Here is an 18,437-nt window from a genome sequence, read left to right as displayed (position 1 = left end):
ATGATTTGTAATGTTCGCGGGAAGCGGCCGTCAGGCCGGCAGGGGGTGGGGCTCCGGGTCGCCGTCCAGGCCGTGTCCGGCCTCCAGGTCCCTGACCGCGCACAGCCGCTGCATCACGGCGGCCTTGGGCGAGGCGACCTCGCCATGCTCGTAGGCGACGACCTGGAGACGCCCGCGCGCCAGTTCCAGAAGCTCGCCGCTGCGCAGCAGGAAGGCAGGGGAGGCGGGGCGGCCGAAGCGGGCGTTGCCCAGGGCGAAGGTCTCATAAAGGAGAAGGCCGCCCGGTTCCAGCGCGTCGAGGATGGCCGGGACCAGCGGGCGGTGCAGGTAGTTGGTCACCACGATCGCGGCGAAGCGGCGGTCGCGCAGCAGCGGCACCGGCGCTCCGCTCTCCAGATCGGCCTCCACCAACTCCACCCCCGCCGTCCCGGACAGGTCGGCCACGCCGCGCAGCTCGCGGTCCAGCCCGACCACCGGGTGGTTGCGCGCCTGGAACAGCCGCAGATGCCGCCCCGACCCGCAGGCGAGGTCGAGGACCGGGCCACCCGACCGCACCAGAGGCGCGAAGCGCACGACCCAAGGGGAGGGGGGACTGATCGCGGCATGGGGCGACCCGGAGGTGGACGGCGGCGTGGACAAGGGATGGACGCTCCCGCTCTTTCATGACGCGTGTTTGACCGCGACGCCGACGTCGTGCTGAACTGGCGGCCGGTCAGCGACCGTACACCATGACCACCCTTTCTTCCCACCTTGGAGCATCCGACGGGGACATGATCCTCTTCGTTCTGAAATGCACGGCCGACCACCGGTTCGAAGCCTGGTTCCGCAACGGCGACGCCTACGAGACGCAGGCCGCCGCCAAGGCCATCGCCTGCCCGGTCTGCGGCGACACGCACATCACCAAGGCCCCGATGGCCCCGCGCATTGCCAAAGGCGGGCGCTCCAGGGAGGAAGCCCCCCGGGACGGCGGCGCATCGGAGGCGGCGCCCGAGGTGGCGAGCGGCGGCGGCGGGGCTCCGGCCGCTCCCCCGGCACCGGCGACGCCGCCCATGCCGGCGGAACTGCGCGAGCGGTTCGCGGCTGAGGTTATGCGCCAATTGACAGAAGTTCGCCGCACGGTTGAAGCGAACTGCGATTACGTCGGGGATCGCTTCGCCGAGGAGGCCCGGCGCATCCATTATGGCGAAACCGACCCGCGTGGAATCTATGGCGAGGCCACCGACAAGGAAGCGGAAGAGTTGAAGGAGGAAGGTGTGACCTTTGGTCGCATACCTTGGCTTCCGCGCACCAATTCCTAAGCCCAAGCCTCACAATATTTCGTACACCCGTTGCCCTTTCGCTGCCATGGGTTTGTGAATGCCCCCTCGGAACAACGGCTGCGGGCTGCGTCAAGCCGCTTTTTAGCGGCTGGCCTGCATCAAAGTTGTTGACGGGATAGTTCGTTACAAAGACCATATGGCCCGAGTGTCTAATATGACCTTGCAAAAATCGCTCGGCACTCGCGAGGGGACGCACTATGAAAGAAAACGCTCAAAGGATTCTCGCGAATCCCAAGTTTCAGGAGCTGGTGCAGAAGCGTAGCGCATTCGCGTGGACGCTTTCGATCGCCATGCTCGTCATCTACTTCGGCTTCATCCTGCTGGTCGCCTTCGGCAAGGGGTTCCTGGGTACCCCGATCGGCAATGGCGTGACCACCTGGGGTATCCCCGTCGGCCTCTTCACCATCGTCTCGGCCTTCATCCTGACCGGCATCTACGTGCACCGGGCGAACGGCGAGTTCGATGAGCTGAACCGGCAGATCATGGAGGAGTCGAAGTGATGCGTTCGCTGGTCAATCGTGTGGGCGCTGCGGCCGTCGCGGCCGGCGCGCTCATCCCCGCGTCGGTGCACGCGGCGGCGGTCGAAGGCGCGGTTCAGAAGCAGGCGACGAACTTCTCGGCGATCGTCATGTTCCTGATCTTCGTGCTGGCCACGCTCGGCATCACCTACTGGGCGGCGCGCCGCACGAAGTCGGCGAAGGACTTCTACGCCGCCGGCGGCGGCATCACCGGCTTCCAGAACGGCCTCGCCATCGCCGGCGACTACATGTCGGCGGCGTCCTTCCTCGGCATCGCCGGTCTCGTCTACACCTCCGGCTTCGACGGCCTGATCTTCTCGGTGGGTTGGCTGGTCGGCTGGCCGATCATCCTGTTCCTGGTCGCCGAGCGGCTGCGCAACCTCGGCAAGTACACCTTCGCCGACGTCGCCTCCTACCGCTTCCAGCAGACCCCGATGCGCACGATGGCCGCCTGCGGCTCGCTCGCCACGGTGACCTTCTACCTGATCGCCCAGATGGTCGGCGCCGGCAAGCTGATCCAGCTGCTGTTCGGCCTCGACTACATGTGGGCGGTGGTGATCGTCGGCGTTCTCATGATCGCCTACGTGACCTTCGGCGGCATGCTCGCCACCACCTGGGTGCAGATCATCAAGGCGGTGCTGCTGCTGTCGGGCGCGTCCTTCATGGCCTTCGCGGTGCTCGCCAAGTTCGGCTTCAGCCCCGAGGCGATGTTCGCCACAGCCGTGCAGGTCCACCCGAAGGCGACCGCCATCATGGCGCCGGGCGCCCTCATCTCCGACCCGATCTCGGCAATCTCGCTGGGCATGGCGCTGATGTTCGGCACCGCCGGCCTGCCGCACATCCTGATGCGCTTCTTCACGGTGTCGGACGCCAAGGAAGCCCGCAAGTCGGTGTTCTTCGCGACCGGCTTCATCGGCTACTTCTACATCCTGACCTTCATCATCGGCTTCGGCGCCATCGTGCTGCTGCTGGCCCCGGACGCCACCGGCGCCTATCCGTTCCTGACCGCGGCCCCCGCGGCTGGCGCGCTGGCCAACCCGTCGACCATCATCGGCGGCTCGAACATGGCGGCCATCCACACCGCGCACGCGGTGGGCGGCGACCTGTTCTTCGGCTTCATCTCGGCGGTGGCCTTCGCCACCATCCTCGCGGTGGTCGCGGGTCTGACGCTGGCCGGCGCCTCGGCCGTGTCGCACGATCTGTACGCCTCGGTGATCGCCAGGGGCCGTGCGTCGGAGCATGACGAGATCCGCGTGTCGAAGATCACCACGGTGGTCATCGGCATCGTCTCGATCTTCCTCGGCATCGCCTTCGAGAACCAGAACGTGGCCTTCATGGTCGGCCTCGCCTTCGTGATCGCGGCCTCGGCGAACTTCCCCGTTCTGCTGATGTCGATGTTCTGGGGCCGGATGACCACCCGCGGCGCCGTTCTCGGCGGCTGGATCGGTCTGGTCTCGTCGGTCAGCCTGCTGATCATGGGGCCGACCGTGTGGAAGTCGGTGCTGGGCAACCCGACCGCCATCTTCCCGTACGACAACCCGGGCATCTTCACCATCCCGCTGTCGTTCCTGGCGATCTGGTTCTTCTCGATCACCGACAACAGCAAGGCCGCGCAGGACGAGCGCGAGGCTTACAAGGCGCAGTACATCCGGTCGCAGACCGGCCTGGGCGCCGAAGGGGCCTCTGCTCACTAATGCGAATGGTCGCACCCGCCTTCCGCAGATGAAGGGGCTGGTGTAATCTTCAAGGCGCCTCAAGACAGTGGTCTTGGGGCGCCTTTTTTATTCACCCGCCGGTTCGTGGAGCGGATTTTGTCCGACGCTTTCGATTTCTCCGTCTCCCCCTTCGATCGCCTGACCCTGGATCAGCGGCAGCGGCTCGCCGCGGCGCTCGACCTCGGGGTCTATGTCCGGGATGGCGTGATCCTGAGCCGGGACGAGCCGGCGGACTGCCTGTTCGTGGTGCGGCAGGGGCTGGTCCACGAACGCCAGGGCGGCGAGGTGGTGGCGGTGCACGGCGCACACGACAGCTTCGACCTCCAGGCTCTGTTCTCCGACGGCCGGGCGCGCAGCTTCGTCGCGGCGGAGGACACGCTGTGCGATCTGGTTCCCCGCCAAGTCCTCCTTGAACTCGCCCACGAGAACGCCGCGTTCGGCGCGGTGATCCAGCAGGGCTTCGCCGACCGGCTGAGCGCGCTGGCCAACGAGCGCGCGAACCGCGAAACCGCCGCGTTGACCATGGCGCGCATCCGGCAGGCCTATCTGCACCCGCCGGTCTTCGTCGAGGCCGGGGCGTCCCTGCGCGACGCGGCGGCGGCGATGAAGCGCAACCAGGCGAGCAGCGTGCTGGTCCGCGAGGGCAATCTGAAGGATGGTGGGCGCGTCGGCATCCTGACCGGCACCGACCTGCGCGACCTCGTGGTGCTGGAGGGGCGCCCGGTGGACAGCCCGGTCGGGCCGCTCGCCCGCTACGAGCTGCTGGCGCTGGACCGTGACGATCTGCTGTTCAACGCGCTGATCCTGATGACCAAGCATTCGGTGCGCCGTCTGGTCGTCACCGAGCAGGGCGAGATCGCGGGCCTGCTGGAGCAGACCGACCTGCTGGCCGTCCTGTCCAACCATTCCCAGGTCATCGCGCTCAAGGTCGACCGCGCGGACTCGCCGGAGGATCTGGGTCGGGCCAGCCAGGACATCGTCGGGCTGATCCGCACGCTGCACGGCACGGGCGTCAAGGTGTCCTTCATCGCCGACCTCGTGACCGAGCTGAACCGCAAGATCTTCCGCCGCCTGTTCGAACTGCTGGCGCCCCCGGACCTGCTGGCCAATTCCTGCCTGATCGTGATGGGCAGCGAGGGGCGCGGCGAGCAGCTTCTGAAGACCGACCAGGACAACGGGCTGATTTTGCGCGACGGCTACGACTGCCCGTCGCTGCCGCAGGTGACCGACGCCTTCACCCGCCATCTGGTCGAATTCGGCTACCCGCCCTGCCCGGGGCGGATCATGGTGTCCAACCCGGACTGGACGCGCCCGCTGGCGCAATACAAGGATTCCCTCTTCCACTGGATCCACCGCCCCGACGAAGCGGCGCAGATGAACCTCGCCATCTTCTACGACGCGGCGGCGGTGGCCGGTGATGCCGCCCTGCTGGCCGAGGCGAAGGGCTATCTGCTTGGCCGGCTTCAGGACAACCAGATGTTCTTCACCGCCTTCGCCCGCCCGGCGCTCGCCTTCGACACGCCGTCGGGTCTGTTCGGCGGCCTGTTCGAGCGGCGCCGCAACGAGGCGGTGGACATCAAGAAGGCCGGCATCTTCCCCATCGTCCACGGCGTCCGCGCGCTGGCGCTGGAAAAGCACAGGACGGAAACCAACACGACCGAGCGCATCTGGGCGCTCGCCGACCAGGGTGTTCTCGACCGCGGCATGGCGGGCGAATTGGCCGACGCCTTCAGCTTCCTGTCCACGCTGCGCCTGAAGGCCGGGCTGGACGGCAGCGTGTCCGGCACCCAGACCGACAACCTCGTCCGCACGGAGTCGCTGGGCAAGCTCGACCGCGACCAGTTCAAGGACTGTCTGGCGCTGGTGAAGAAGTTCAAGGAACTGCTCGCCTACCACTTCCACCTGAACCATTGACCCGCCGCGAGCGGGGAGAGGAGGCGGCATGCCGACCGAAACCATTGCCAGCGTGGTGGCCAACGGAGTAATGGCCGCCCCTGTCGCCGAGGCGGCCGCTGGCGCCGCCGGCCTTCATGCCGAGCATCCCGACCGCGCTCTGCTGTTGTCGGGGGAGGAAAGCGGGGAGCGGGTGGCGATCCATTGCGAGGCCACCTCCTTCGACGTGGCCACGGCGGATCTGCGCGGCGTCGCCGCTCTGCGCATCCGCGGCAGCCGTGTCCTGACCAGCCAGCGCCTGATCCTGTCCTTCTGGCCCACCGAACCGGCGGAGCCCGCGCTGTCCCGCCTGCTGGCCTTCATCGGCAACCGGCCGCTGGTCGGTTACTACCTGGATTTCACCGTAGGGCTCCTGGATCGGCTGGTGCAGCCGATGGTGGGCATGGCATTGCCGAACCAGCGCATCGAGGTGTCCAGCCTCTATTATGGCCGCAAGGCCAAGGCGCCCGGCAAATACGCGGTCGATCTGCGGCTGGACAGCATCCTGCGTGATCTCGACCTGCCGCCGCGTGCCGGGGAGGACGCCTATGCCAGCGCGCTCGCCTCCGCCATGGTCTATCTGCGCCTGGAGCCGCCGCAGCCCTGATGGCTCCTCAGCCTGCCGTCCTCAGGCCGCCTTGTTCTCGGTCTTCGCGAGGGTGGGCACCGACACGATGAAGCGGGTGCCCGGCCCGCCGTCCGGCTGGCGGTCGATGGTCACGTCGGCACCGGCCTGCTGGGCCAGCGCCCGGACGAGAACCAGCCCCAGCCCGTTCTGGCGCCTTTGGGGGGCGGACGGATCGGCCGGCAGGCCGGTGCCGTCGTCGCGCACCGTCATCCGCATGCCCTCCCTTCCTTCCGGCAGCAGGTCCACCGTCACCGTGCCGGGATGGCCGAGGGGGAAGGCGTGGAGCAGCGCGTTGGACACCAGCTCACTGGCGATCAGGGCGAGGGGGGTGGCCTGATCCACGTCCAGGCTCCAGGGCTGGGGAGCATTCACCGTCAACCGCGCCCCGGTCGGGTTGGTCGAGCGGACCAGCCCGTCGCAGAGCTGGCGCAGGTAATCGGCGAAGTCGATGCGCGCCGGCTGGTCAGAGCGGTAGAGCAGCTCCTGCATCAGGCTCATGCACTGGATGCGGCGCAGGCTCTCGTCGAAGGCGCGGCGGGCCGGCTCGTCGATGCGGGCGGCCTGAAGGCGCAGCAGACTGCAGATGACCTGAAGGTTGTTCTTCACCCGGTGCTGGACCTCCTTCAGCAGGATCTCCTTGTCGGTCACCACCGTTTCGAGTTGGGCGTTGGTCTGCTCCAACTCCGCCGTGCGCTGGTGCACCCGCTCCTCCAGCGTGTCGTAGGCGTGCTGGAGCGCGTTCTCCGCCTGCCGCTCCCGCCGGGCGCGCTGAAGGGCCATCCCGCCGACCACCGACACGGCGGCCAAGGCCGCCAGCGCGTAGGAGATATAGGTCCAGAGCTGGCCGCGCCAGCGCTCCATGACGCTGCTCACCGGAATGGCCACCTCGGCGGTCACGGGCACGCTGTCCACCCGGCGCAGCGCGGAGATTTCCGGCTCTCCGGCAGCCTCCGCCGCGGCGCTGTCGGTGGCGTCCGGCCCTTGGGTCTCGTGCAGCAGCACCGTGCCGTCGGCCCGGCGCAGGGTGATGGAGCGGGCGTAATCGAAGTCGAAGCTCTTGTAGATGTCGCGGACGTAGCGCGGCGAGACGGCGACCAGGGCCACCCCGCGGAATTGCCCGGGTGCAGCGGCCAGAGGGCGCGAGAGGAGGATCAGCGGCTCCTGGCTGTAGCGGCTGTTGTCCAGCGCGGTGATGAAGAGATTTCCCCCCGCCCCGCTGCCGCCCGTCCGTTGGGTCACGAAGTAATCGCGGTCGGCGACGTTCATCGCCGGGGTGGGAAAGCGGCGCGTGCTCAGGACGGCGTTTCCATCGGCGTCGAACAGCCAGATCGACACCAGATAGGGCGTGCCGCGCACCAGCGCCGCGTAGCGCTCCCAGCTCGCCCGGTCGCTGGGCAGCGGGGCGTCCGCCGGTCCGGCGAGCTGGACCGCCTGCTTCAGGATCAGGTCGCTGGTCTCCACCAGCCGGGCCGCGTGCTCGGCGACCAGCAGGCTGGCGTTGCCGGCGGTGTCCTGGGCGTGCTGCAGGGCCGCCGCCCGGTCGCGCAACGCGAAGCTGGCCGACAGCCCGAGCGTCAGCAGCAGCGCCACCGCGCAAACCATCAGGACCAGCGCCGACCCCGGCATCCGGTAGAGCAGAGGGGAACCTTTGGATCGCAGGGCACGCAGGGGCATGATTTCGGCGGGGTGGGGGAGGACGGGTCGGATTGGCATCGAAGGTCGTGGCTTTCGTGGCGGACCAACACTTTTTTGCGGGCTCCTGTTCCCTGGGTACGCCCGTTGAACCGCGCCGCGCCAGCCCCTATTGTCGCGCCGGGCCGAAAGGCCGAAGCGGCATCGAGCGCGGGGAGTATGGCGTATGAAAATCGACGGCACGGCCTACCGCACCATCTGGCCGGCGCAGGACGGCTGGTCGGTGGAAATCATCGACCAGACGCGGATGCCGCATGATTTCGCCGTCGCGCGGCTGACCGACCTCGACGAGGCCGCCCATGCGATCCGGGCCATGCTGGTGCGCGGCGCGCCGCTGATCGGGGCGACCGCTGCCTACGGCGTCGCGCTGGCCATGCGGGCCGACCCGTCCGACGCGGCGCTGGAGGAGGCCGGCACGCGGCTGCTCGCCACCCGCCCGACCGCGGTCAACCTGCGCTGGGCGCTGGAGCGGATGCGCGCCCGTCTGGCGCCGCTGCCGCCCGCCGCCCGCGCCGAGGCCGCCTATGCCGAGGCCGCCGTGGTCTGCGACGAGGACGTCGCCATCAACCGCGCCATCGGCGAGCACGGCGCCGCCCTGATCCGCGAGGCCGCCCGCCGCAAGGCTCCGGGCGAACCGGTGAATGTGCTGACTCATTGCAACGCCGGCTGGCTCGCCACCGTTGATTGGGGCACGGCGCTCGCTCCGGTCTACGTCGCCTTCGAGGAGGGCATCCGCCTGCATGTCTGGGTGGACGAGACGCGCCCGCGCAACCAGGGCGCCAGCCTGACCGCCTGGGAGCTGAACCGCCACGGCGTGCCCCACACGGTGGTGGTGGACAACACCGGCGGCCATCTGATGCAGCACGGCATGGTGGATCTGTGCATCGTCGGCACCGACCGCACCACGGCCACCGGCGACGTCTGCAACAAGATCGGCACCTATCTGAAGGCCCTGGCCGCCCACGACAACGGCGTGCCCTTCTACGTCGCGCTGCCCTCGCCGACCATCGACTGGGGCATGGCGGATGGCGTGAGGGACATCCCCATCGAGGAGCGCGACGCCCGCGAGGTGACCGAGCTGACCGGCGTCACCGCCGACGGGCGGATCGAGACCATCCGCGTCACCCCGGCCGGCAGCCCAGCGGTCAATTACGGCTTCGACGTGACCCCGGCCCGTCTGGTCACCGGTCTGGTGACCGAGCGCGGCGTGTGTCCGGCCAGCGCGGAAGGGTTGGCGGGCTTGTTTCCCGAACGGAGTGGCGTGTGAAGCACTTGCCCCCACACGCTTCCCTCTAAACCACCGGCACCAGCTTGCGGCGCCGCGGCGGGTTGCCGCCCTTGCAGGGGCTGTAGCCGCCCGGCGTCAACTGCCCCAGCGTGATGCCGGTGGCTGCGGCGATGTCGGCCAGACGCTCCAGACCCAGCACGTGGGTGGCGGCGAGCGCGATACGCCCGCAGGCCTCGGCGTCGCTGCCGGCGCGGTGGTGGTCGAGCGCGATGCCCAGATGGTCGGCCAGGTAATTCAGCTTGTGCGCGGCCAGTTGCGGCCACGCCTTGCGCGCCAGCACGACGGTGCAGAGGTAGCTACAGGCCGGCCAGGCCAGACCGTAATCGTCCAGCGTGTGGCGCAGCACGCTGATGTCGAAGGACGCGTTGTGGGCCAGAACCAGACGGCCTTCCAGCCGCCGGGCGAAGCGGTGCCAGACCTCCGGGAACTCCGGCGCGCCGGCGACATCCTCCGCCCGCAGGCCGTGGACGGCGGTGTTGAACGGGTTGAAGCGCATCTCCCGCGGGCGGATCAGATGCTCCTCGGTCTCCACCACGCGCCCGTCCTCGATCCAGGCGACGCCGATGGAGCAGGCGCTGGTCCGCGATTCGTTGGCGGTTTCGAAATCGATGGCGACGGCCTGCATAACGTCTTCCCTCAGCCCAGGATCAGGCGGGTGACGTCCTCGGGGAGGTCGCCGTCGAGCGCCATCAGGCGGACCTTCAGCAGGCAGGCCACCGCGATGGCGTCGGTGATCTCCCCGCGCTTGACCATGGCGTAGGCTTCCGCGAAGGACACGTGGCGCAGCTGCAGGACCTCGGTCTCCTCCGGTTCCGCCTGCCCCTGCTCGATCCCCCAGGCGAGAAAGCAGTGGGCGGTCTCGTCGGTGATGCTGTTGGACAGGTGCATGGTCAGGATCGGCAGCCAGTGGCGGGCGGTCTGGCCGGTCTCCTCCAGCAGCTCGCGCCTGGCCGACTCAACCGGTTCGACGCCCTTCTTGCCGCCGCCTTCCGGGATCTCCCAACTGTACTGCTGCAAGGGGAAGCGGTACTGGCCGACCAGCGTGACGCGGCCCTGGTCGTCGATGGGAACCACCCCGGTCGCCAGATTCTGGGCGTGCATGACGCCGTAGATGCCGGGGTTGCCGAGCGGGGTCAGCACGTCGTGCTCCACCACCCGCATCCACGGATTCTCGTAGATCGGCTTGGTCGTCAGGACGGTCCAGGGGTTGCCGGTCTTGTGCGGCACGCCGGTGCTCCTTGCGCGGTGTGGGGACGGGGTGCTGGGGCGGAACTATAGGCGTTGCGGTTTCATGCTGCAACGCGGCGCGCTTCGGCCGCTTTGCCGCGCGTCGCCCTAGGAACCGCAAGCTGTGGGTGTTGCGGAAATATTTCACAGTTAGATAAAATTTTCGCCACAGTTCTTGCAAGTTAATTTCAACTGTTCGTGCTGGTTACTTGACTCCCCGACTGTTGAGGTCTACCTCTATATTGCGCAGTATCCGTTGATGCTGGCGGTGGCCGTCCTTTGTGGGGCAGCAATTTTGGAAACGCAGCGCCGGATGCGGCACAATTTTCAAGATAGGGAGCGCTGGCGCAATCCCGACTGGCGGACGAAATTCGTCGCCTGGTGGGAAGGCTACGACCTCGCCGCCCTGTCCCGGCTGGCCCGCACCGCTCCCGCCTCCCGCCTGCCCCTGCGCGGCCCGGTGGCGGCGCTGGGTTCCGCCGCGTCGGCCGCCGCCCAGCCACCCGAGGCGCCGCGCCACGATGCCGACCTGGAACGGCTGGAAAACCTGCAGTTGGACCGCCAGGGCGAACCGGTCTGGTCGGTCGCTCGTACGGAAGGGGCGCAGATGCTGTGGGGTCCGGACTGTGTCGGTCCCGGCGACGCGCAATGGATGGTCGAATCCGTCCGCTCCTTCGGCCTGAATCCGGCCAAGAGCGTGCTCGACCTCTCGGCGGGGCTGGGCGGGCCGGCGCGCGGCATCGTCGACAGCTACGACACTTGGGTGACCGGGTTGGAGATGTCGCCCCTGCTGGCGAAGCTGGGGATGGAGCGGTCGAAGGCGCTGGGCGTGTCGAAGAAGGCGCCGATCGGCCATTACGACCCGGAGCACTTCAACCAGGCGGGGTCCTTCGACCTCGTTCTGGCCGACCGGGTGATGCACCGGGTGCGCGACAAGGAGAACTTCCTCGACCGCGTCTGCGACTGCGTGAAGCCGAAGGGCGGCGTGCTGCTGTTCGACTATGTGATCGAGGGGACCCCGTCCTCCTGGGAGAGCTGGAACGGCTGGCGCGATTCCGAGCCGCTGGAGGTCTATCCCTGGTCGGCCACCCGCATGGCCGACGAACTGACCCAGCGCAACCTGGACCTGCGCATTTCCGAGGATCTCACCCAGTTCCACCGCCGTCAGGCTGTGGAGCGGGTGCGCCGGCTGGGCGAGGCGCTGAAGACCGCCGCCCCCGAGCCCCGCGTGCTCAAGGCGCTGGCCCGCGAGCTGGCTTTGTGGTGGTCGCGCCTGCGCGTGCTGGGCAGCGGGTTGCGCTTCTGCCGCTATGTCGCGATGCGACCGACTTAATCATCAAGCGTAAAGCCTGACGTATCAGGCTTTACGCTTGCCCTCAATCGGCGGGCGCGGCCGTCCGGCCGCTTGCCTTCGCTGGCATGGGCCTGCGGGGCCGCCGTCGCGGCCCTTATCGTCGGGCGTCAGCCAGGACTGACGCCCGACGATGAAGATTGCTAATCACAGGCGCGCGGTTCGATCTTGCGTTCCGCCGCGAAGCGCCGGGCCGACTCCGCCACCAGCTTGCGGATCAGGGCGCGGCGCGGCTCGATGGGGCCGGACACGTCCAGCCAGCGCTCCCCGTCCCACTGCTGCACATGCAGGGGCGCGATCCCCTCATGGTCGGCGCAGGTGATGCGCAGCGGCTGCATGAAGCCGTCCAGCCCCAGTTCGGCCAGCCGTTCGGCGGTCAGGTCCAGATGGTCGAAGCCCCAGGCCACCTGCGCTCCGGTCAGCGGCCGGCGTCCGTATTTGCCCTGCGCGGTGCGGATGGCCTCGACCAGGACGGCGGCGTTGAAGACCCCGCGGTTGTAGAGCACCGTGCCGATCTGGCCGGGATCGCCGGCCCCCAGCCCACGGCCGTGGACCCGCTCGCGGATCGCGCGGATCACCGGCAGGTCCGCTCCGGCGGCGTGGAAGGCCACCGCCTTGTAGCCGACCGCGGCGGCACCGACCGGCCGGACATCCAGTTCCGACCCGGCCCACCAGACGCCGATCATGCGGTCGGCGGGGTAGCCGGCGGCGGCGGCCTCGCGCAGGGCGGTGGAGTTCTGCACGCCCCAACCCCACAGGATCACGTAGTCGGGCCGGTAGTGGCGGGCGATCTGCGTCCACACGGCGCGCTGGTCCAGCCCCGGCGGGGCGACGGGGAAGCTGCGCATCTCGAAGCCCAGCGGGCCGCGCAGCGCCTCCAGCATGGGCAGCGGCTCCTTGCCGAAGGCGCTGTCGTGGTAGACGTAGGCGATTTTCCGCCCGCGCAGCCGCTCCGTCCCGCCCAACTCCGTTGCGATGTGGCTGATCGCGGCGTCGATGCCCGTCCAATAGCTGGCCGGGGCGTTGATGGCGTAGGGGAAGACCCGCCCGTCGGACACGTCCGCCCGCCCGTAGCCGGAGGAGAAGACCGGGATGCGGTCGGCAGCCCCGCGCTCGATCAGGGCGTAGGTGATGCCGGTGGACAGCGGCAGGACGGCGGCGGCGCCGGTCGGCCCCTTGGCCTTCAGCCGCTCGTAGCAGTCCACCCCGCGGTCGGTGTTGTAGCCGGTGTCGCACTCCTCCCAGGCGATGGGCACCCCGCCGATGCCGCCGTCGCGCCGGTTGACCAGCGTCAGATAATCGGCCACCCCGTCGGCCAGCGGGATGCCGTAGGGCGCGTAGGGGCCGCTGCGGTAGACGAGGTGCGGGAAGAACTGCGCCCCTTGCGGCGAATTCGAAGCGGCCTCGGCCGATGCTCCGACGAGCATTGCCACGAGGGCCGCAACCGCCAGGGCTGGGGCGCGCCATGCCATTCCGTTTCCTCCACCCGTCGTACGCCGGGCCGTTCCGCCCGTTCGCGCGATTCTAGTACGGACCGGCCCCGTTTCGCACGAAGAGAGCGCAGCCCCCACGCTTCCGCTTGCCTGCCCTTTGCACGGCGCCGTTTGAAGGGGGGCGGGACCGGCACTAAATCAGGCGGTTGAGACATGCGGAAACCACGGCCGCCGCCCGGCCGGTCCGCCAATAACGCGAAGGAGGGGTACCGTGACGACGTTCACCGGTCAGGACTCGCTGAAAACCCGCCGCTCCCTGTCCGTCGGGGGCAAGAGCTACGATTATTTCAGCATCAAGGCCGCGGAGGACGCCGGGCTGGGCGACCTCTCCCGGCTGCCCTATTCGATGAAGGTGCTGCTGGAGAATCTCCTGCGCTTCGAGGACGGGCGCACGGTGTCCACCGACGACGTGAAGGCGGTGGCCCAGTGGCTTCACGACAAGCGGTCCGACCGTGAGATCGCCTACCGCCCGGCGCGCGTGCTGATGCAGGATTTCACCGGCGTGCCGGCGGTCTGCGATCTGGCGGCGATGCGCGAGGCGATGGCCGCACTGGGCGGCGATCCCAAGAAGATCAACCCGCTGGTGCCGGTCGATCTGGTCATCGACCACTCGGTGATGGTCGATTACTTCGGCAACCCGTCCGCCTTCGAGAAGAACGTCGAGCTGGAGTTCGAGCGCAACCTGGAACGCTACGCCTTCCTGCGCTGGGGCCAGAAGGCCTTTGACAATTTCCGCGTCGTGCCGCCGGGCACCGGCATCTGTCATCAGGTGAACGTCGAGTATCTGGCGCAGGGCGTGTGGACCGACACCGACCCGGCGGGCAAGCTGGTCGCCTATCCCGACACGCTGGTCGGCACCGACAGCCACACCACCATGGTGAACGGGCTGGGCGTGCTCGGCTGGGGCGTCGGCGGCATCGAGGCGGAGGCGGCCATGCTCGGCCAGCCCATCTCCATGCTGATCCCCGAGGTCGTCGGCTTCAAGCTGACCGGGCGGCTGAAGGAGGGCACGACGGCCACCGACCTCGTGCTGACCGTCACCCAGATGCTGCGCAAGAAGGGCGTGGTCGGCAAGTTCGTGGAGTTCCACGGGCCGGGTCTGGACCACCTGACGCTGGCCGACCGCGCCACCATCGGCAACATGGCCCCGGAATACGGCGCCACCTGCGGCATCTTCCCGATCGACGCGGAGACCATCCGCTACCTGACCTTCACCGGCCGCGACGCCGACCGCGTGGCGATGGTCGAGGCCTACGCCCGCGCCCAGGGCATGTGGCGCGACGCCGGCACGCCGGACCCCGTCTTCACCGACACGCTGGAGCTGGACATGACGACGGTCGAGCCGTCGCTGGCCGGCCCGAAGCGCCCGCAGGACCGCGTGCCGCTGTCCCAGGCGGCGCAGAGCTTCGGCGGCGATCTGGTGGGGACCTTCAAGGCGGAGGACGCCGACCGCTCGGTCCCGGTGCAGGGCTGCGGCTACAGCCTCGACCAGGGGGCGGTGGTGATCGCTGCCATCACCTCCTGCACCAACACTTCCAACCCGGCGGTTCTGGTGGCCGCCGGCCTGCTGGCCCGCAAGGCGGTGGAGAAGGGGCTGAAGTCCAAGCCCTGGGTCAAGACCTCGCTGGCGCCGGGCTCGCAGGTGGTCACCGACTATCTGGCCAAGGCCGGGCTCCAGCCCTATCTCGACCAGCTCGGCTTCAACATCGTCGGCTACGGCTGCACCACCTGCATCGGCAACAGCGGCCCGCTGCCCGACCCCATCGCCGCGGCGGTGGAGGAGGGCAACCTTGTGGTCGCCGCCGTGCTGTCGGGCAACCGCAACTTCGAAGGCCGGGTGAACCCGCACACGCGGGCGAACTATCTGGCCTCGCCGCCGCTGTGCGTCGCCTACGCGCTGGCCGGCAACATGAAGATCGACCTGACCAAGGACCCCATCGGCACCGGCCATGACGGCCAGCCCGTCTATCTGAAGGACATCTGGCCGACCAACCAGGAGGTCCAGGACGCCATCGACGCTTCGCTGTCGGCGGAGATGTTCCGCAGCCGCTACGGCAACGTGTTCGAAGGGCCGGCGCAGTGGCGCGGCATCCAGACCGCCGAGGGCCAGACCTACGAGTGGCAGGCGGGCAGCACCTACGTGAAGCTGCCGCCCTTCTTCGCCGACATGCCCAAGACCCCCGAGGCGGTGAGCGACGTGCGGGGCGCCCGCGCGCTGGCCGTGCTGGGTGACAGCATCACCACCGACCACATCTCTCCCGCCGGCTCGATCAAGAAGACCAGCCCGGCCGGCGAGTATCTGCTGAGCCATCAGGTGCGCCCGCAGGACTTCAACTCCTACGGCGCGCGGCGCGGCAACCACGAGGTGATGATGCGCGGCACCTTCGCCAACATCCGCATCCGCAACGAGATGCTGGCGGGCGTGGAGGGCGGCGAGACCCGGCACTATCCCTCGGGCGAGCAGTTGCCGATCTACACCGCGGCGATGCGCTACGCCCAGGAGGGCGTGCCGCTGGTGGTGATCGCCGGCAAGGAGTACGGCACCGGCTCCAGCCGCGACTGGGCGGCCAAGGGGACCAAGCTGCTGGGCATCCGCGCCGTGATCGCCGAGAGCTTCGAGCGCATCCACCGCTCCAACCTCGTCGGGATGGGCATCCTGCCGCTCCAGTTCAAGGACGGGCTGACCCGCAACGATCTGGCGCTGGACGGCACCGAGACCTTCGACATCGACGGCATCGAGCAGGACCTGCGCCCGCGCAAGGACGTGACGATGACCATCACCCGCGCCGACGGGCAGACCCGGCAGGTGCCGCTGCTGCTGCGCATCGATACGGTGGACGAGGTCGAGTATTACCGGAACGGTGGCGTGCTGAACTTCGTCCTGCGCAACCTGGCGAAGTGATGGACGCCGGCGCAGCGGGGGGCGGCACCGCCTTCCCGCTGCACGGCGTCCTTGCGGGGCCTCACTCTCCGTAGGTTTGATCGGGGGCGCGCAGAACCTCCTGGATGCTCTGCACGAGCAGGGTGCTGCCATGGGCCGAGAAATGGCCTTGGTCCAGGAAGTAGAAGCCCTGGTCGTCCCTGATCCTGCAGAGCGGCAGGGCTTTGCAGGGATCGGGGTCACAGAAATAGTCGGAGGTGTCGATGAACCGCGCGCCTTGCGTCGCGGTGATCAGCGGCTGGTCGGTGGCTTGGCCGGTGATCGAATAGGCCCGCTCCGATTTCATGAAATAGGTGTGGTCGTAGGGGTTGCGGAAGCGGAACACCGGACTCTGCCCCAGCACCACGATGCGGATGCCCCGGTTCAGCAGCGCGTCCACGGTCTCGTGCAGGCGGCGGAGATCGAGGGCGTTCGTGTCCATGTACCATTCCCACCGCGCCGCCATGATGACGATGCGGATGCCGTTGCGGTCGATGATCTCGTCGACGCGGCGGTTGAACTCCTGGCAGTTCGGGCGGGTGTTGACGGACAGATCCTTGATGGGCGGGCAGCCGGACGCGGTGTATTGGACGATGTTGAAGGGCAGGGTGTCGGCGACGGTCTGAAGCCCCGGCACATAGTGGGCGGCGAAGGAATCACCCCAGAGCAGGGCGGTGGGCGCCTCCGCCTTCAGGGAACCGATCCGGCAACCCTCCATGCCCGGCCACGCTTCCGGCGGCTGGTCTGTCTCAAGGAAGCAGGTGTGCTCCTTGTAGAGTTCCCGCCCCGATATGTCCTGCGGCGCGTAGTCGGCGAAGCGCTGCGGCAGCCCGTTGGACAGATGGCCGAGCAGCCCGACCCCCGCCAGCCCCGCCATGGCCCAGCCGGTCCGGGCGAAGACCGTGGACGGCCGGCGCCCCGACTCCGCCCCGAGATTTGCCCTGGGTTTGCGGAAGGGAATTTCGATCAGTCGCCAGGACAGCACGGACACCGCGGCGATGACCGCGAGAAGGATCAGCGTTTCCTTGGTGGTCAGGTCCCGCCCTTTGTAGAACCGCGCGAAGACCATCAGCGGCCAATGCCAGATGTACATCGAGTAGGAGATCAGGCCGATGAAGACCACGGGGCGCAGCGTCAGCAGCGCCCCGACCGCCGTCGGACCGCTCCGCCCCGCGTGGATGACCAGCGCCGCCCCCAGGCAGGGCAGCAGCGCGGCGTAGCCCGGAAAGGCCGTTGCTTCCGTCAAGGTGAACACGCCGACGAGGATCAGGGCGGCGCCGAGGGCGGACGCCAGTTCCCGCGCCGCGCGGCCGCGGAAGTCCGGAACGGCGCCGAAGGCGAGAAGGGCGCCCAGCACCAGTTCCCACAGCCGGGGCGGCAGCAGGTAGAAGGCCGCCACCGGATGATCCCGCACCAGGAACACGCTCAAGGCGAAGGACGCCGCCGCTGCCGCCCCTAGAACGGCAATCCATACCGAACGCCCGTACGGGAGCAAAGCCAGCAGGGCGAGGGGAAAGACGATGTAGAATTGCTGCTCCACCCCCAGCGACCAGGTGTGAAGAAGCGGGCTCATCTCCGCCGCGTTTTCGAAGTAACTGGATTTCAGATAATAGATGATGTTGGACGAGAACAGCGTGGTCGCGGCGAGGTTCTGGGAAAAGCTCTTCAACTCTTGGGGCGACAGCAAAAACAGGGCGAGTGCCGCGGTGACCGCCAGCGCCGCGAACAGGGCGGGAAGGATTCGGCGGATGCGGCGGACATAGAAGCCGGCCAGGGAAAAGGTGCCGCGCTGCGCGTCGTTCAGAACGATCGAGCCGATGAGGTAGCCGGAGATCACGAAGAACACATCGACGCCGATGTATCCGCCGCTGAACAGGGAAAACTTCGCGTGGAACAGCAGGACCGAAAGGATTGATACCGCGCGAAGGCCGTCGATGTCAGGGCGGTACGTCATGGGACCCGCAAGGTTTGGGTGGAACGGAGACGCGGGTCGGCGGTCCCGAACCCGGTTCTGCGGCGGGGGCGAGCGGCAATGAGCGTAGGGATGTCGGCTATGCGAGGGAGGGCGGCGTGATTGCCCCCTGACAAATCCGGAATGCGAAAAGAACGTCGTGTTATGGGCCTAAGATTGGCCCTGTTGTTGCCTGTATTGCTTTAGTGTTTTCCGTGTGCTTGTTGGGAAAATACCCTTGAATTCGATGATATGTCATCGGGCCGGTGTGTTGAAGGAGATTTTTGAATAAATGTCCTTATGGTGTCGGCATTTCTAATGATCTAACAATGATGAAAAGGTAATTGGTGGCCGATGGGATGGACAAGGATCCCGTTATTGCGTGGGGTGTCTGGCAACTGAA

At 68.0% G+C, this 18,437-nt stretch carries 14 protein-coding genes; 8 read left to right on the top strand and 6 right to left on the bottom strand.

All coding sequences use genetic code 11. From position 1 onward, the window contains the following. Nucleotides 1-30: 30 nt before the first annotated feature. Entirely contained in the window at nt 31-639 is a 609-nt protein-coding gene (locus tag AMK58_RS12815; protein ID WP_059398958.1) for a class I SAM-dependent methyltransferase, read from the bottom strand. A 131-nt stretch (nt 640-770) separates the two neighbouring features. Here AMK58_RS12815 and AMK58_RS12810 point away from each other — a divergent pair, with 131 nt between their 5' ends. From AMK58_RS12810 to AMK58_RS12790, 5 genes are all read left to right on the top strand, one after another. Next, on the top strand, nt 771-1,298 hold the full coding sequence (locus AMK58_RS12810) for a DUF1178 family protein (protein ID WP_059398957.1): 528 nt from the start codon (nt 771-773) through the stop codon (nt 1,296-1,298). A 218-nt stretch (nt 1,299-1,516) separates the two neighbouring features. After that, nucleotides 1,517-1,819 (top strand): DUF485 domain-containing protein, encoded by a 303-nt coding sequence (locus AMK58_RS12805; protein WP_035669543.1) that lies wholly within the window; start codon nt 1,517-1,519, stop codon nt 1,817-1,819. Continuing rightward, a complete protein-coding gene (locus AMK58_RS12800; protein ID WP_035669546.1) occupies nt 1,819-3,531 on the top strand; it encodes a cation acetate symporter in 1,713 nt (570 codons plus the stop codon). Before AMK58_RS12805 ends, AMK58_RS12800 begins: the two co-directional genes overlap by 1 nt. Before the next feature lie 117 nt (nt 3,532-3,648). Beyond that, nucleotides 3,649-5,466, top strand: a complete 1,818-nt coding sequence (locus AMK58_RS12795; RefSeq protein ID WP_035669549.1) for a putative nucleotidyltransferase substrate binding domain-containing protein — start codon at nt 3,649-3,651, stop codon at nt 5,464-5,466. A gap of 28 nt (nt 5,467-5,494) precedes the next feature. Next, on the top strand, nt 5,495-6,091 hold the full coding sequence (locus AMK58_RS12790; protein ID WP_236778131.1) for a 3'-5' exonuclease family protein: 597 nt from the start codon (nt 5,495-5,497) through the stop codon (nt 6,089-6,091). A gap of 21 nt (nt 6,092-6,112) precedes the next feature. On the opposite strand, the gene AMK58_RS12785 is transcribed toward AMK58_RS12790, so the two are convergent. Beyond that, nucleotides 6,113-7,786, bottom strand: a complete 1,674-nt coding sequence (locus AMK58_RS12785) for a sensor histidine kinase (protein ID WP_035669551.1) — start codon at nt 7,784-7,786, stop codon at nt 6,113-6,115. A 184-nt stretch (nt 7,787-7,970) separates the two neighbouring features. On the opposite strand from AMK58_RS12785, the gene mtnA reads away from it, so the two are divergent. Further along, on the top strand, nt 7,971-9,071 hold the full coding sequence (mtnA, locus tag AMK58_RS12780) for an S-methyl-5-thioribose-1-phosphate isomerase (RefSeq protein WP_059398956.1): 1,101 nt from the start codon (nt 7,971-7,973) through the stop codon (nt 9,069-9,071). 25 nt (nt 9,072-9,096) lie between these two features. On the opposite strand, the gene AMK58_RS12775 is transcribed toward mtnA, so the two are convergent. Further along, nucleotides 9,097-9,717, bottom strand: a complete 621-nt coding sequence (locus AMK58_RS12775; RefSeq protein ID WP_035671019.1) for a 3'-5' exonuclease — start codon at nt 9,715-9,717, stop codon at nt 9,097-9,099. An 11-nt stretch (nt 9,718-9,728) separates the two neighbouring features. Next, nucleotides 9,729-10,319 carry an NUDIX domain-containing protein gene (locus tag AMK58_RS12770; protein WP_035671021.1) on the bottom strand — a complete coding sequence of 197 codons (591 nt, stop codon included), beginning with the start codon at nt 10,317-10,319 and terminating at the stop codon, nt 9,729-9,731. 313 nt (nt 10,320-10,632) lie between these two features. On the opposite strand from AMK58_RS12770, the gene AMK58_RS12765 reads away from it, so the two are divergent. After that, on the top strand, nt 10,633-11,652 hold the full coding sequence (locus AMK58_RS12765; protein ID WP_059398955.1) for a class I SAM-dependent methyltransferase: 1,020 nt from the start codon (nt 10,633-10,635) through the stop codon (nt 11,650-11,652). Nucleotides 11,653-11,813: 161 nt separating this feature from the next. On the opposite strand, the gene AMK58_RS12760 is transcribed toward AMK58_RS12765, so the two are convergent. Beyond that, on the bottom strand, nt 11,814-13,142 hold the full coding sequence (locus AMK58_RS12760) for an ABC transporter substrate-binding protein (RefSeq protein WP_035671024.1): 1,329 nt from the start codon (nt 13,140-13,142) through the stop codon (nt 11,814-11,816). 232 nt (nt 13,143-13,374) lie between these two features. Between AMK58_RS12760 and acnA the strand changes: the two genes are divergently transcribed. Beyond that, nucleotides 13,375-16,065, top strand: a complete 2,691-nt coding sequence (acnA, locus tag AMK58_RS12755; protein ID WP_035671027.1) for an aconitate hydratase AcnA — start codon at nt 13,375-13,377, stop codon at nt 16,063-16,065. 61 nt (nt 16,066-16,126) lie between these two features. Here acnA and AMK58_RS12750 read toward each other — a convergent pair whose 3' ends face one another. After that, the gene (locus tag AMK58_RS12750) at nt 16,127-18,037 is read right to left on the bottom strand and encodes an acyltransferase family protein (RefSeq protein WP_051140066.1); all 1,911 of its coding nucleotides are present in this window, start codon (nt 18,035-18,037) and stop codon (nt 16,127-16,129) included. Between the last annotated feature and the right edge of the window lie 400 nt (nt 18,038-18,437).

The sequence above is a fragment of the Azospirillum brasilense genome (assembly GCF_001315015.1).
Taxonomy (GTDB): domain Bacteria; phylum Pseudomonadota; class Alphaproteobacteria; order Azospirillales; family Azospirillaceae; genus Azospirillum; species Azospirillum brasilense.
This window is presented reverse-complemented; position numbering and strand designations above follow the sequence as displayed.